Origin of the sequence: uncultured Microbacterium sp. (assembly GCF_947632095.1) — a bacterium.
Taxonomy (GTDB): domain Bacteria; phylum Actinomycetota; class Actinomycetes; order Actinomycetales; family Microbacteriaceae; genus Microbacterium.
On the sequence record NZ_CANROA010000006.1, the window covers coordinates 12,550 to 27,543 of the forward strand.

13 protein-coding genes are annotated in these 14,994 nt (G+C 69.4%); 9 read left to right on the top strand and 4 right to left on the bottom strand.

Going from position 1 to position 14,994, the window contains the following annotated elements:
* Positions 1-9: 9 nt before the first annotated feature.
* Both Q0Z66_RS03260 and Q0Z66_RS03265 read left to right on the top strand, forming a co-directional pair.
* Positions 10-3,072: a glycosyltransferase gene (locus Q0Z66_RS03260; protein ID WP_298037710.1), complete on the top strand. Its 3,063-nt coding sequence runs from the start codon at positions 10-12 to the stop codon at positions 3,070-3,072.
* Positions 3,072-4,448 (top strand): DUF5719 family protein, encoded by a 1,377-nt coding sequence (locus tag Q0Z66_RS03265; RefSeq protein WP_298037713.1) that lies wholly within the window; start codon positions 3,072-3,074, stop codon positions 4,446-4,448. The genes Q0Z66_RS03260 and Q0Z66_RS03265 overlap by 1 nt, the downstream gene beginning before the upstream one ends.
* A gap of 10 nt (positions 4,449-4,458) precedes the next feature.
* Here the strand turns inward: Q0Z66_RS03265 and Q0Z66_RS03270 are convergent, their stop codons facing one another.
* Complete coding sequence (locus Q0Z66_RS03270; protein WP_298037835.1) at positions 4,459-4,800, bottom strand: metallopeptidase family protein; 342 nt, start codon at positions 4,798-4,800, stop codon at positions 4,459-4,461.
* A gap of 152 nt (positions 4,801-4,952) precedes the next feature.
* On the opposite strand from Q0Z66_RS03270, the gene Q0Z66_RS03275 reads away from it, so the two are divergent.
* The 4 genes from Q0Z66_RS03275 (at position 4,953) to Q0Z66_RS03290 (ending at position 8,143) form a co-directional block, all read left to right on the top strand.
* Entirely contained in the window at positions 4,953-5,159 is a 207-nt protein-coding gene (locus Q0Z66_RS03275; RefSeq protein ID WP_298037715.1) for a DUF3499 family protein, read from the top strand.
* Between the two features lie 100 nt (positions 5,160-5,259).
* Positions 5,260-6,183 (top strand): biotin/lipoyl-binding protein, encoded by a 924-nt coding sequence (locus Q0Z66_RS03280; RefSeq protein ID WP_298037717.1) that lies wholly within the window; start codon positions 5,260-5,262, stop codon positions 6,181-6,183.
* A complete protein-coding gene (locus Q0Z66_RS03285) occupies positions 6,180-6,932 on the top strand; it encodes an ABC transporter ATP-binding protein (RefSeq protein ID WP_298037720.1) in 753 nt (250 codons plus the stop codon). The genes Q0Z66_RS03280 and Q0Z66_RS03285 overlap by 4 nt, the downstream gene beginning before the upstream one ends.
* Complete coding sequence (locus Q0Z66_RS03290; RefSeq protein WP_298037723.1) at positions 6,929-8,143, top strand: ABC transporter permease; 1,215 nt, start codon at positions 6,929-6,931, stop codon at positions 8,141-8,143. The genes Q0Z66_RS03285 and Q0Z66_RS03290 overlap by 4 nt, the downstream gene beginning before the upstream one ends.
* A 20-nt stretch (positions 8,144-8,163) precedes the next feature.
* On the opposite strand, the gene Q0Z66_RS03295 is transcribed toward Q0Z66_RS03290, so the two are convergent.
* The gene (locus tag Q0Z66_RS03295) at positions 8,164-8,973 is read right to left on the bottom strand and encodes an RDD family protein (protein WP_298037725.1); all 810 of its coding nucleotides are present in this window, start codon (positions 8,971-8,973) and stop codon (positions 8,164-8,166) included.
* A gap of 16 nt (positions 8,974-8,989) precedes the next feature.
* Between Q0Z66_RS03295 and Q0Z66_RS03300 the strand changes: the two genes are divergently transcribed.
* On the top strand, positions 8,990-9,982 hold the full coding sequence (locus Q0Z66_RS03300; RefSeq protein ID WP_298037727.1) for a stage II sporulation protein M: 993 nt from the start codon (positions 8,990-8,992) through the stop codon (positions 9,980-9,982).
* Between the two features lie 27 nt (positions 9,983-10,009).
* Here Q0Z66_RS03300 and aqpZ read toward each other — a convergent pair whose 3' ends face one another.
* The gene (aqpZ, locus tag Q0Z66_RS03305) at positions 10,010-10,774 is read right to left on the bottom strand and encodes an aquaporin Z (RefSeq protein WP_298037729.1); all 765 of its coding nucleotides are present in this window, start codon (positions 10,772-10,774) and stop codon (positions 10,010-10,012) included.
* 132 nt (positions 10,775-10,906) lie between these two features.
* On the opposite strand from aqpZ, the gene Q0Z66_RS03310 reads away from it, so the two are divergent.
* Together Q0Z66_RS03310 and katG are read left to right on the top strand one after the other, a co-directional pair.
* The gene (locus tag Q0Z66_RS03310; RefSeq protein ID WP_298037732.1) at positions 10,907-11,344 is read left to right on the top strand and encodes a Fur family transcriptional regulator; all 438 of its coding nucleotides are present in this window, start codon (positions 10,907-10,909) and stop codon (positions 11,342-11,344) included.
* 47 nt (positions 11,345-11,391) lie between these two features.
* A complete protein-coding gene (gene katG / locus Q0Z66_RS03315; protein WP_298037735.1) occupies positions 11,392-13,614 on the top strand; it encodes a catalase/peroxidase HPI in 2,223 nt (740 codons plus the stop codon).
* Positions 13,615-13,685: 71 nt separating this feature from the next.
* On the opposite strand, the gene Q0Z66_RS03320 is transcribed toward katG, so the two are convergent.
* Complete coding sequence (locus Q0Z66_RS03320) at positions 13,686-14,993, bottom strand: DUF58 domain-containing protein (RefSeq protein ID WP_298037737.1); 1,308 nt, start codon at positions 14,991-14,993, stop codon at positions 13,686-13,688.
* Position 14,994 lies beyond the last annotated feature (1 nt).

A 14,994-nucleotide genomic window follows, 5' to 3' on the forward strand; every position in this document is an offset into this window, starting at 1 on the left:
GAACAAGCCATGCCAACTCGAGTACACGCCATCATCGTCGCGCGCCCCGGCGCATCATCGCGGGCGCAGATGCTGCGAACACTCGATGCCCTGACTCTGCAGACCCGACCGGTCGACGTCGTCACCCTCGTCGTGTGCGGCGACGCCACGGCGGCCCGCAAGAGCCCGGAAGTGGCGCGCCTGGCCGAGGGCATCATCGAGGCCCGCAGCAGCACCTCCTACGCCGAGGCGATCGAGCTCGCACGACCCCGCGTGCAAGAAGGATCCGTGCTGTGGCTCCTCGCCCACGACACGGCACCGCACCCGCAGGCACTCGCACAGCTCGCCGGAGCTCTCGAACGTTCGCCTTCCGCGGCGATCATCGCACCGAAGCTCGTCGACGTCGACAACGATCGCGAGATCGCCTCGCTCGGCGTCACCATGACCCGGCTCGGACGCTCCGTCGAACTCGCCGCCGGGGAACTCGATCAGGGCCAGCACGACGGACACGACGACGTGCTCGGCTCCGACATCCGCGGCATCCTGATCCGTCCCGAAGCGCGTGCGATCCTGCGCCCGGACCCGGCTCTCGCCGGAGCCGACGAGGGCCTCGACCTCGGCATCCGCGCACGCCTGGCGGGCGGACGCGTCGCCCTCGCCCCGAACGCCCGCATCTCGGTGCACCCCGATGGTCCGGCGGCGCTCCCTCAGAACGCAGCGCAGCGCGCATACGCGACCCGTCTCGCCCAGCTCCACCGCCGCCTGACCTATGCGCCTGCACCGGCTGTGCCGTTGCACTGGCTCTCCCTGCTTCCCCTGGCGCTCTACCGCAGCATCGTCGACCTGATCGCCAAGCGACCGGCATCCGTTTTCCCCGAGTGGGGTGCGGCGCTGACCGCGATGTTCCGCTTCGCCGCCGTGGCGCGCTCGCGCAAGACCATCCGCACGTCGAAGACAGCGTCCTGGTCTCAGCTCGCTCCTCTGCGCATCACCCGCTCCGAGCTGCGCCAGCGACTCGATGACGGCCACGGCAGCGAAGGCGGTGCGATCAGCGAGCTGAACTTCTTCACCGGAGGAGGCGCCTGGGCCGTACTCGGCGCCCTCGTGGTCAGCATCGCAGCCTTCACGAGCCTGCTGGCCTGGCCCGCGCTCGGCGGCGGAGCGCTGCTGCCGATGCGAGACACCATCGCCGGGCTCTGGGCGGACGCGGCATGGGGCATGCGCGGCCTCGGCATCGACCTGGTCGGCCCGGCCGACCCCTTCGCCGCCGTCATCGCGGTCATCGGAACGCTGTGGGGCGGCGCACCCTCGTTCGCGATCGTGCTTCTCTGGCTGCTCGCCCTGCCCCTGGCCGTGCTCGGCGGCTGGTTCGCCGCCACCCGCATCACCGATCGCGGTGGATTGCGCATCTTCGGAGGTGTCGCATGGGCGCTGGCGCCCACCTTCCTCACCGCCCTCATCGAGGGGCGCCCGGCCGCGGTCCTGCTGCACCTGCTCCTTCCCTGGCTGTTCCACGCGGCGGTCGTCGCGCATCGCTCCTGGGGAGCCGCGGGCGCGGCATCCATCGTCCTGGCAGCCGTCCTCGCGTGCGCTCCCGCACTCGCACCCGCCCTGATTCTCCTCTGGCTGATCGCCCTCGTGATCGTCACCGCCCGCGGCTGGTTCCACGGCGCGGTCCGACTGATCTGGATGCTGGCGCCCACAGCCGTCCTGTTCGCACCGCTCGTCATCTGGCAGCTGCGCCACGGGAACATCTGGGCGATCTTCGCCGACCCCGGCCTGCCCTGGGCGAGCGCCCAGACGACGGCGGACGCCGCCGGCCGGTTGCAGCTGGCCACAGGATTCCCGACCGCCGACCTCGCCGGATGGGCCGACATCCTCGACCCGACCATCGCGATCTGGGCGCCGCTGCTCATCGCCCCCCTCGTGCTGCTGGCGCTCGCCGCGGCCATCGCGCCGCGCTGGGGCGCCGGTGTGACCCTGCTCATCGTCGCCGTCTCCGGTCTGGCGACCGCGTTCCTCTCGATCGGCGTCGTCGTCGGCTTCGCCCAGGGGATGCCCGTTCAGATCTGGCCCGGAACGGGGCTGAGTCTCGCCTGGGCAGGGCTCGTCGGCGCCGCCCTCGTCACGATCGACACGGCGATCACGTTGCCGCGCCTGCAAGCGGTCGCGATGACTATCGCGGGCGTGGCCCTCGCCGTCTGCGCGGTGCCCGCGCTCACCGCGTTGCACGCCGACCGAGCGGTGCTCACGAACGGTCCGGCGAGCACCCTGCCGGCATTCGTCGCGGCCGAGGCCCGCGGCGACCAGGAGATCGCGACACTCGTGATCACGCCGCAGAACGACGGTGCCATGGCGATCGAGGCGGTCTGGGGCGCGAGTGAGACGCTCGGCGCGCAGACGACGATCCGCAGCACAGCGATCGCCCCCGTCGGCGAGGACATCAGCGCTCTGGCGGTCGATCTGCTCTCCACGCGCACTTTCGACGCCCCCGGTGAGCTCGCTGAGCTCGGTATCCATTTCGTGCTCCTCGATCAGGTCTCCGGCGAGGAGAGCGACCTGGCCCGAACGTTCCGGGCATCGGCCGTCAATGCGCTCGATCAGCGTGCTGGTTTCGTGAAGGTCGGCGAGACCGACAAGGGTGTGCTCTGGCGTCTGGATGCTGTGGCCGCAGACCGCGCGGAGATGAGCACGACGCAGCAGGCGACCGCCCGCGCCGTGGTCACCCTGCAGCTCGTCGTGATGCTCGCAGCCCTGCTGCTGTCGATCCCGACGCGCGCGTCGCGCCGTGCCGCGCGTGCCCAGTCGCGCATCGTCGGGCGCTCGCCCGAGGAGCCGCTCGTGCTGCCGCGCCGCAGCGACGACGTCTGGGACGACGATGAGCCGATGCTCGAGAGCGAGGCGCCGCCGGAGCCCGAGCCTGCGGACGAACCTGCTCCTGCTATCGAGGACGCTCCGCAGCCGGAGGACGTCGAAGCCCGCGGTGAGTCAGCCGGAGAGCCAGAGACCGAGCCGGAGGCCGAGCCCGAGGTCACGACCGAGGCCGAGCCCGAGACCGAGACCGAGACCACGACCGAGGCGGAGGAGAAGTGATGGCGACTCAGAAGCGTGCGATCCGCCTCGTCGCGACCGGCGCCCGATTGCTCGTCGGAGCCGCTGTCGCGGTGGGATGCGTCATCGGTGTGACGGCGGCTGTGGCCGCCCCGTGGCCCACGCTGGCGAATGAGCCGGCGCAGGTCGAGGTCACCCCGTCCGCGGCGGATTCGACTCTCGTGTGCGCGGGAGACTTCCGGGCGCTGGGGCGCAACACGCAGGACGCCGCCGAGATGTCCGCCGCCGGGCCCGCGCGGCTCACGCTCGACAGCAACGGCCCCCGTGAGGAATCCACGCTGACAGCATCCAACATGCCCGATGGCTTCACCGGCCCGCAGCGCATCGTGGCCAGCGCAGAGCAGAACTCGGCGACCCTGGTCGGCGCCGCCGAATCCATCGAACTCGTCGCGGATGACCTCACGGGTCTCGCCGCGAGCGCCTGCCGAGAGCCGAGCACCGAATCATGGCTCGTGGGCGGATCCGTCGAGACGGGAACCAACGACATCATCATCCTCTCGAACCCCGGAAGCGTCACGGCCACCGCGACGTTGACGGTATTCGGCCATGAGGAATCGGCGAGCACGACACTGGTTCCCGCCGAGACGCAGGTGGCGGTGCCCTTGGCCTCGATCGCCGCGGGCATGGACGGCCCGGTGGTCCGTGTCACGGCGAAGGGCGCGCCGGTGCGAGCCGTGATGCAGTCCTCGCTCATCCGCACCCTGGATCCGACGGGCATCGACCTGCAGGACACGGCGGGGATCCCCTCGACAGCCCTCGTCTTCGCCGGAGTCCAGGTGCTCGACGAGAGCGATGAGACGGCTCTGACCGTGATGCGCCTGATGGCGACCGACACCGATACGGTGGCGAGCGTCACGGTCAGCGGCGATGGAGAGGAGACCCGGCTGCCCCCGATCTCGCTGTTGGCCGGAACACCGGTCGAGCTGGAGCTGGAGGATCTGGAGCCGGGCGTCCACGTCGTCACGGTGGAGGCCTACGGGTCGATCACCGGAGCGATCCGCCAGACGACGCGCGTCGGCGCCGGCAGCGATTTCGCCTGGATGACCCCCGCACCGGTGATCGCCGGGGAGACTCTGATCGCCGTGCCCGAGGGCCCCGCCCCGCGCATCCACCTGGTGAACCCGAGCGCGGAGGACGTCAGCGCATCACTGGCCCCGACCAACGGTGCCGCGGCGGAGGAGATCATCGTTCCCGGCGGTGGATTCGTGGTCGTCGACGTCGCCGGTGGGCGCGTCTACGCGCTCGTCGCCGACGGGACGCTCCATGCAGCCGTCATCATGTCGGGAACGGACGCGATCGCCGGATGGCCCGTGTGGCCCGCAGCATCCGCTCAGGACCCGATCACCGTCTACCCCTGATCCGCACGGATCACCCGAAGTCGGGGCCGAACTCCCACGGGTCCTTGCCGATGTACTCCGCGGCGGCGCGGAACACCGCGCTCTCGATCGCGATGCGCCGGTGCGCGCCGTCGTCATGGCCGGGAGGCAGCAGGCGCTCGATCGGGATGCGGAAGAGAACGATGCGGCGCCCTTCGCGATCGAGAAGCCAGCGCGGGATGCCGTCGGCATCGTGAGCCTGGGGGAGATCGCCGATCTCGAAGCGGACCTCCTGCAACTCGGGCCACGTGCCGCGCAGGAACTCCACCGCGTTCCCGATCGTGCGATCGAAGCGGTCGATGCGACCGTTCAGCGGCGGCAGGGGAGGGCGCACGACCTCGCTGCGCCCCAGCCGTCCGTGACGACCATGACGGGCACCGCGGCGCGCAGCGGCGCGGTTATCGGAGGGGCGGACCATGAATCAAAGTCTAGGCCGTCCCGCGCGGCATCCGACGGGGCCCTGGAGCGCGCCCTACGCTGACCGTGATGAAAGAACGACTGTGCTCGAAGGCGACCTGCGCGCGCGAAGCCGTGGCGACGCTCACGTTCGACTACGGCGACCGGATGGCGGCGCTCGGCCCGCTCGGGGAGAACGACCACCCGCACGCGCACGACCTGTGCGCCCAGCACACCGATCGACTGTCGGTGCCGGCGGGATGGGTCGTGATCCGGCACGAGACGATGCGCTTCTGACCGCGAGGGCGTATTCACACCGATGCGCTCTCCTGTGCCGGAGGGAATCTCGCTATCCTGACACCGGACGCGTCACAGAGGGGCCTCCGGAGAGGCACATGTGATCATCTGGCGTCGATGGATCTTCCCGATCCTGCTCATCCTCGTCTTCGGCGCCTGCGCTGCAGGGCTCATCAAGCTCGCCTTCTTCCCGGCCGCCGCTGATGCCATGCTCAGGCCCGAGGCGGGGATCTCCGATCCCGTCGTCTCGGTGGAGCGCGGTTCGGTCATCAACGAGCTCAGCCTCGACGGCAACGTGGCCCGCAACGACTCCTACCCGGTGCGCAGCGAGACCAACGGCACGGTGACGGACGTGAAGGTGTCCAACGGTGCCGCCGTTACCGCGGGCCAGGTGCTCTTCACCGTCAAGCAGGACTATCCCGAGCGATTCGTCGACATCCTCGCACCGGCTGCCGGCGACCTCTCCGAGATCAGTGTGATCAAGGGGCAGGACGTCTCGGTCGGCGGGGACGTCGCGACGTTGACGCCGAGCAGCTATCATCTGCTCGCCACGGTTCAGCCCGTGCAGCTGTACCGCCTGGTCAATGCGCCGAGCGAGGCCACCGTGACGATCACGGGCGGGCCGGCCCCGTTCACCTGCACGGGCGTCTCCGTGCAGGTGAGCGGGGAGGGCACGGCGAGCGTGCGGTGCGCGATCCCGGGCGATCAGACGGTCTTCGCGGGGCTTCCCGCACGGATCGACCTCGCCCTCGGTCAGGTCGATGACGCCCTCGTCGTCCCGGTCACCGCTGTGCAGGGCGGGGCCGAGTCGGGGCTCGTCTGGATCGACGCCGCAGATGGTGAGCCGGAGGAGCGCAGCGTCGTGCTCGGGGTCAACGACGGAGTGTTCGTCGAGGTCGTCGAAGGGCTCGAAGAGGGCGACATGATCCGCGAGTTCGTTCCCGGGTTCGTCGCCCCGACCGAGGAGTACTGCTACGAGGTCGCCCCCGGCGAAGAGTACTGCGAGAGCGGGATGACCTGGTGAGTCTCGTCACTCTGGAGGACGTCACCAAGAGCGTCCTCCTCCCCGATGACTCGCGCCTGGAGATCCTGCGCGGCATCAGCCTGTCGGTCGGCGCCGGAGACCATGTGTCGATCGTCGGCCGATCCGGATCGGGGAAATCGACGCTCCTGAACATTCTCGGCATGTTGGATGCTCCGACCTCGGGCACCGTCGCCTTCAACGACGTCCCGGTGCATCGGATGGGTGCGGGGCGCCTGGATCGGCTGCGCGGCGCGAACGTCGGATTCGTCTTCCAGCAGTTCAACCTGCTGGCCGGGCGCACCGCCCTCGACAACGTCATGATGCCCCTCGGGCATGCGAAGGGACGCCTGTTCTGGAATCGCCGGGAGATCGCGACCGAGATGCTCGAGCGCGTCGGCCTCGGGCACCGGATCGGACAGGTCGCCGACCGGCTCTCGGGCGGTGAGCAGCAGCGCGTCGCGATCGCACGGGCCCTGGTGCGCAAGCCCATGCTGATCCTGGCGGATGAGCCCACCGGCGCGCTCGACATCGACACCGGAGCATCCGTCATGTCTCTGCTGGACGAAGTCGCCACCGAGACGGATGCCGCGCTCGTGACGATCACGCACGATCTGCATGTCGCGGCGCGGGCACGCCGGCACTACCGCCTCGACGCGGGCCGGCTCGAGCCGGTCGACCTCGGTCGGGCCTTCGAAGCGTCGACTCTCGCCGTGCCGGGACCCGTCTCCGACGAGGAGATGACGGCATGACCGGGCTGATCGGCGCGCTCGTCGACGCCTGGTCGGAGATCCGTGTCCATCGCCTGCGCGTGCTGCTCAGCCTCATCGGCATCGCCGCCTCGGTGGGCGCGTTGACCACGGTGATCGCGATCTCCGAGTACCAGCAGCAGTCCCAGATCGAGCAGTCCGACCGCTACGGCGGACGATCCGCGACGATCGCGGTGTCCGTTTCCGACGACACGGGTGCGCCCGTCGACTTCGTCGCATTCGATGAGCGCTTCGATCGCGTCACCGAACGATTCGGCTTCAGCCATGCCGCGCGCATCGTCGATCCGATCATGCTGCGCGCGGATCTTCCTCGCGGAGCCGTCGACGTCGAGGGCCGTCTCGTCGATCCGCAGTACTCGGTGATGCACCGGGAGAAGCTGCTGGAGGGCCGCTGGTTCCGCCCCGGCGACGAATCGGCCCTCGCACCGCCCGTCGTGATCACCGAGCCGCTGTGGGATGAGCTGGGGCGCATCCCGATCTCCCAGCATCCGACGCTCCGGCTCAGCGGGGACGAGGGCGGGGTCTATCAGATCGTCGGCGTCACGGCCAAGCAGGGGATCTGGGATGAGCAGCTGCGCGTCGATGTGCTCTACGACGCCTACATGTCCCGGGTCGATCAGCTGCCCGAGGGCACATGGCCACGGCATGAGATCTGGCTCTCGGACGAGCAGGTGGCCGAGATCGCGCCGGTGCTCGCCATGGATCTGCGTGCCGGGCTCCCCGACGGGCAGACGGTGCGGATCGAGCGCACGGACTGGGCCTCCCAACCGGGCTTCGACGACGTCTCGGCGACCTTCGAGCTGATCACCGGCGGGATCGCGGGACTCATCCTGGCGCTCGGCGCACTCAGCCTCATCAACATCCAGCTCGTCGCGATGCGCCAGCGTGTGCGCGAGATCGGCGTCCGGCGAGCTTTCGGCGCGACCTCCGGGCGGATCTTCGTCTCCGTGCTGCTGGAGAGCCTCGTGGCGACGACCGTCGCCGGCGTCATCGGCATCGCCCTGGTCGTGGCGGTGCTGCGGTCGGACTGGGTGGTGCCGGCGATCTTCGGTGAGATGCAGGACACCCCGCCGTTCCCGATGCGTGCGGCGATCACGGGCCTCGTGGCCTCGGTCATCGTCGGCGCGATCGCCGGATTCATCCCGGCTCTGGTCGCGCTGCGCGTGAAGGTGATCGACGCGATCCGATTCTGAGAATGCGTGCCGGTCGGTGATCAGACGCCGACGCGCCGACCGGTGAGCTTCTCGGCGCGGGCATCGGCGATCGCCAGGGCGCGGCGCTCGCGTTCGCGGCGGAGCGCGGTGATCGCGATGAGGACCTGCTCGGGGTGTGCGGCGGGCTGCGGCGAGATGAAGGCGGATGCCTCGTCGACGAGCTCCTGCGCGATGCGGGCCCGCGCGGGCGGCGACATGCGCTCCGCGTGCTGGAGGAACTGCGAGATGCGCCGTGCCAGACGGTCGGGCATGCGCGCCACATCGGCGATCTGCGCCCACCCGGCGAGGGCCTGCGGTATGACGGGGGAGAGCGCGGTCAATCGCGGCGTGCGCACGCGCTGGCTGTATGTGCCGGCGACGAGGTCGCCCAGGCGCTGCGAACGCGCCGTGAAGGCTCCGGTGAGCAGCGCGATCGCCCCGACCGTCATGTAGATCTCGAGAACACCGATCAACGCGCGGATGAACGCGTGGCGGAAGCCCGCCGCCCCGCCGTCCAGCCGTACGATGCGGCCGCCGACGGCGAGTTTTCCGAGGCTGCGCCCGTGCAGGGCGACCTCCAGCACGATCGGCACGATCACGAAGCACACGACCATCGCGACGATGGCGAGAATGCCGTCGATCGACGAATCGCCGATGCCCCGGTCGAACACCCAGAAACGCAGCCACAGGAACAGGATGAACAGGATCCAGCCGACGGCCATGTCGATCGCGGCGCCCAGAGCGCGCATGAAGAACCCGAGGGGCTGAACATCGATGGCGACGGCTTCGCCGGACAGCACCTCGTCCGCGGTGTCGATCGGCGTAGACATAGGTACAGTAAATCAGGTGGATGCCGATGCCTTGACCGATGCGCGCCGTAGTGAGTGGGAACGGCTCGACGAGCTCAGCCGACAGAAGCTCGACGGCGCCGGCGTCGATGAACTGATCGTCCGCTACCGGGCGGCATCCGCGGATCTCGCCGAGCTCAAGACCTCGGTCGGGGACTCGCCGCAGGGCGCCTACGTGTCGCTGATCCTCGCGCGGGCCCGATTGCGACTGACGGGCGCCTCCGACAGCATCCTTACCCAGATCACCCGATTCTTCGCCGATCAGCTGCCCGCGGCCTTCTACCGGCTGCGCTGGACGACCCTCGTGATCGCGCTCGTGTTCATCGCGGTCGTCGCAGGCGTCGCCGTCTGGATCTCTTCGGACCCCGCGCTCGTCGCGGCCCTCGGGCCCGCCGATCTACTGCAGCAGTACGCCGATGAGAGCTTCACCGGCTATTACACCGAGAACCCCGCCGCGGTCTTCGCGGGAATGGTGTGGACCAACAACGCGTGGATCGCCGTGCAGTGCGTGCTGTTCGGAGTGACCGGCATCTGGCCGATCTACGTCATCGTGCAGAACGCCTTCGGCGTCGGCGTCTCTGCGGCGGTCATGGCCGCTCACGACCGCGTCGACGTCTTCGTGCTTTACATCCTCCCGCACGGCATGCTCGAGATGACGAGCATCTTCGTCGCCGCCGCCGGCGGGCTGCACCTGTTCTGGGCATGGGTCGCGCCCGGGCACCGCACGCGTGCGGCAGCGCTCGCCGAAGAGGGCCGGGCACTGGCAACCGTGGCGATCGGCCTCGTGTTCGCCCTGTTCCTCTCCGGTCTCGTGGAGGGTTTCATCACCGGATGGTCGCTGCCATGGCCGATCAAACTGGGCATCGGCGCCGCGGCGTTGGCCGTGTTCCTCGTCTACATGCTCGTCGTCGGCGGGCGCGCCTATCGGCGAGGGGAGCGGGGCGACCTGCTGGAACACGAAGCGGGCACGCCCCGGCTCGTCGCCGGATGACATGCCCGCTTCGCCTGGTGCGCTGAATCAGAGGATCTTCGTACCGTCCAGCAGCGTCTTGTATGCGAAGCCGGCGATGAGCGCTCCGACGATGGGGAACACGAGGAACACCCACAGCTGCGACAGCGGTCCCACGCCGCCGTACACCGCTGCGGCGATCGAGCGCGCCGGGTTCACCGAGGTGTTGTCGACGGGGATGCTGATGAGGTGGATGAGGGCGAGCGTCAGGCCGATCGCGAGGCCGGCGAAGGGCGTCGGGCGCAGCTTGTGCGTGGTTCCGAGGATGACGAAGAGGAACACCGCGGTGAGGATCACCTCGATGATGATCGCCGACCACATGCCGAACCCTGCGGGCGAGTGCTCGCCCCAGCCGTTGCTCGCGAACCCGGAGTCCTGAGCGTTCGTCAGCCATCCTTCCGGGCCGAAGAGGCCGATCAGCACGAGGAAGGTACTCGCCGCCAGCCCGCCGACGATCTGGCAGATGATGTAGCCGGGGACCTCGCGCCAGGGGAGACGTCCTGCTGCGGCGAGCCCCAGGCTGACTGCCGGGTTGAAGTGTCCGCCGGAGATCGGGCCGAAGGCGTAGACGCCGACGACCACGGTGAGGCCGAACGCGAGGGAGACCGCGACGTAGACCGCGGAACCGGAGCCCGGGTCGGTGAAGTGGTTCGAGGCGAAGATCGCCGTACCGACGCCGCCGAAGACCAGTAGGAAGGTGCCGAGCGCTTCGGCGATGAGTTTCGCTCCGGTGGACGGCACCGGAGGAGCGGCTTCGGCGAGTGACTCGCTCATGGAATTTCCTCTCTTCTGCACCCGGCGAGAACCGGATTCTGGCCACATCATCCACCCGGTGGCGGGGGAGCACGGCAAGGACTCGCCAGGAACGCTTTTCTTTAGTGAATCAAAATAAGGTACGATGGAGTCATGTCCACAACGCATCCGATCCCCTCCGCCGAGGAGATGATCCGCACAGCGGGTCTGCGCGTCACGCAGTCGCGCCGAGCCGTCTTGGATGCGCTGCGCGACAACCCGCACGCGAGCGCCGACGATATTCTCGCCGCGGTCCGACCCGAGGTCGCCTCGACCAGTGTGCAGTCCGTCTACAACGCGTTGAACGACTTCGCCGCGGCGGGTCTCGTCCGCCGAATCGAGCCCGCGGGGCATCCGATGCTCTTCGAGCTGCGCGTCGACGACAACCATCACCACCTCGTCTGCACGGTGTGCGGCGCGGTGCGCGATGTGGAGTGCGCGGTGGGCCATGCCCCGTGCCTGACCCCGTCGCACGACCACGGTTTCCGCATCGCAGCCGCCGAGGTCACCTACTGGGGCATCTGCGCGGGCTGCGCCGATGCCGCATCCTGAACTTCTCCTCTTCCCCTCACCTCGCCCAACCCTATGGAAGGACTCTCATGACTGAGAACGCACCTGTTGACGCCGGCGAATGCCCCGTCATCCACAACACGACGGATGCTGCAACCGCAGCGGTCGCCGGTGGAACGACCAGCCGCCACTGGTGGCCGAACAGCCTGAACCTCAAGGTCCTCGCGAACAACCCGGCCGAGCGCAGCCCGATCGGCGAGTTCGACTACAACGCCGCCTTCGAGGCGCTCGACCTCGACGCGGTCAAGGCCGACATCGCCGAGGTGCTCACCACCTCGCAGGAGTGGTGGCCCGCCGACTTCGGTCACTACGGCCCGCTCATCATCCGCATGGCCTGGCACTCCGCCGGCACCTACCGCGTCACGGACGGCCGTGGCGGTGGCGGCACCGGGCAGCAGCGCTTCTCGCCGCTGGACAGCTGGCCCGACAACGCCGGTCTCGATAAGGCCCGTCGTCTGCTCTGGCCCATCAAGAAGAAGTATGGCCAGTCCATCTCCTGGGGCGACCTCATGATCCTCGCCGGCAACGTGGCGCTGGAGAACATGGGCTTCGAGACCTTCGGCTTCTCGGGCGGACGCCCGGACGTCTGGGAGCCGGAAGAGGCCGTCTACTGGGGTGACGAGAAGACCTGGCTCGCCGATGACGGCCGCTACGGCGAGGGCGAGCGCGAGCTCGACGCACGTCTGGGCGCCACCCAGATGGGCCTCATCTACGTCAACCCCGAGGGCCCCGCGGGCCACCCGGACCCGCTGGCCTCGGCCAAGGACATCCGTGAGACGTTCGGCCGCATGGCCATGAACGACGAGGAGACCGTCGCGCTGATCGCCGGTGGCCACACCTTCGGCAAGACCCACGGCGCCTCGACCGCCGACGACCACGTCGAGGCCGAGCCCGCGGGCGCCGACCTCGAGATGCAGGGCCTGGGATGGAAGAACAACTTCGGCACCGGCAAGGGAGACGACCAGATCGCCTCGGGCATCGAGGTCACCTGGACCTACCACCCGACCCGCTGGGACAACGAGTTCTTCCACATCCTGTACGCCTACGACTGGGAGCTGTTCACCGGCACCGGTGGCGCGCACCAGTGGCACCCGAAGCACGGCGCCGGTGCGGACATGGTCCCCAAGGCCCACTCGGACGCCCGTCAGGAGCCGCGCATGCTCACCAGCGACATCGCGCTGCGCACCGACCCCGAGTACGACAAGATCTCGCGCCGCTTCAAGGAGGACCCGCAGGCCTTCGCCGACGCGTTCGCCCGTGCCTGGTTCAAGCTGACGCACCGCGACCTCGGCCCAAAGACCCGCTACGTCGGCGCAGAGGTCCCCGCTGAGGACCTCATCTGGCAGGACCCGGTGCCCGCCGTCGACCACGAGCTGATCGACGACGCGGACGCCGCGGAGCTGAAGAAGCGCGTCCTCGCGACCGGCCTCTCGGTCAGCGACCTCGTGTGGGCCACCTGGGCTGCGGCGAGCTCGTTCCGCGGCAGCGACAAGCGCGGCGGCATCAACGGCGCCCGCATCCGTCTCGCTCCGCAGAAGGACTGGACCGCCAACAACCCCGAGCGCCTGCAGAAGGTCCTCTCGGCACTCGAGGGCGTTCAGGAGGCCTTCAACGCCGAGCAGACCGGCGGCAAGAAGGTCTCCCTGGCCGACCTCATCGTCCTGGCGGGCAACGCCGGCGTCGAGAAGGCCGCGGCGGATGCCGGATACGACGAGACCGTCGTGTTCCACCCCGGCCGCACCGACGCCACGCAGGAGCAGACCGACGTCGAGTCCTTCGCCTGGCTCGAGCCCGTCGCCGACGGCTTCACGAACTACTACAGCCGTGCAGCGCACATGCCGCAGGAGTTCCAGCTCGTCGACAAGGCGAACCTGCTCACGCTGACCGCTCCGGAGATGACCGTCCTCGTCGGCGGCCTCCGTGCGATCAACGCGAACTGGGATGGCTCCGAGTACGGCGTGTTCACGGAGCGCCCGGGCGTGCTCACGAACGACGTGTTCGTGAACCTGCTCGACCTCGGCACCGAGTGGAAGGCGCTCGACCCGGGCAAGCAGGCCTACGAAGGACACAAGGTCGCCGGCGGCGACCTCGTCGGCCGCGGCACCCGCGTCGACCTGCTGTTCGGCTCGAACTCCGAGCTGCGCGCCCTCGCCGAGGTTTACGCCTCGGACGACGCCGCCGAGAAGTTCGTGAAGGACTTCGTCAAGGCGTGGGGCAAGGTCACCGAGCTCGACCGCTTCGACCTCGTCTGATCCCCTGACGAGGAACGGCCCGCACCGAGAGGTGCGGGCCGTTCCTCGTTCCACGACGGAGCCGGGAAGCGTCAGAGGCGGCCTGCCGCCTTCAACTCGAGGTAGCGGTCGGCGATGCGCGGCGGCAGATTCTCGGGGTCGGCGGCGATGGCCTCCCCGCCCGCGCGACGGACCGCATCGGCCACGTTCTCGGCGTCACGCATGGTGCGCTCGGCCGCGGCGGCCAGATATACGTCCTCGCGCGAATCGCGTCGTTGCGCGACGGCACCGATCGCATCATCCGTCACCGAGCCCACGAGCACAGTCGTCGCACGGGAAGCGTTCGGGAAGGCCCCGAGGAAGCCGCGCGCCGACTCCGCGGCATCCTGTGCGGTGAGAACGACGATGAGGGAAGGGCGCGTCGTCAGCGAACGGATCGCGCCGAAGGCGCCGCCCCAGTCGGTATCGACGAGACGCGCGTGCACGGGGGCCATGGCATCCGTCAGCGCCGGCAGCAGACCGACTCCGTCGACTCCCGTGACCCGCCCGCGGACGGTCCGGTCGTACATCAGCAGGTGCACATGATCGCCTGCTCGAGAGGCGAGAGCCGCCAGCAGCAGGGAAGCCTCGAGCGAAGCATCCAATCGGGTTCCATCGCCCACACGCGCCGCCGCAGTGCGCCCGGTGTCGATGAGGATCACGACATGGCGGTCGCGCTCGGGGCGCCACGTGCGCAGCATCGTCGTTCCCGCACGCGCCGTCGCCCGCCAATCGATCGAACGCACATCATCGCCGCGCACGTACTCGCGCAGCGAGTCGAACTCCGTTCCCTGACCGCGCACCTGGATGCTCGTGTTGCCGTCGAGCTCGCGCAGGCGCGCGAGCCGGGAGGGCAGATGCTTGCGGCTGGCGAAGGCGGGGAGCACACGAACCGCACCGCGCACATCATGGCGCGCCTGTCGCCCGCCCAGGCCGAGCGGCCCCCGCGAACGGATCACGACGAACTCGCTCACCAGCTCACCGCGTCGGCGGGGGAGCAGGGGCACGCTCACACGCCCGCGCTCACCCGGCGGGACCCGCAGGGCGAGACGCTGCGACGATGCCCCGGCCGTCGGCTGCCACGCATCGCGAACACGCGCGTTCACCGTGCGGACGCCGTGATTGTGCACCGCGACGCTCGTCTCGACCGGCTCCGACAACCGCGCGCGCGCCGGTACCCGGCGGCTGACGGTCAGCGACTTCGCGCTCGCCGCGAGGATCACATCCAGCACCAGCAGCACGGCGCACAGCAGGAGCCAACCGGCGAGCGCCGCCCATACGGGAACGCCCGCCGTCGCGAGGGCGACGAGCGGGACGACACCGACCCCGACGATCAGGGCGAGACGGGAAGAGAGGAACACC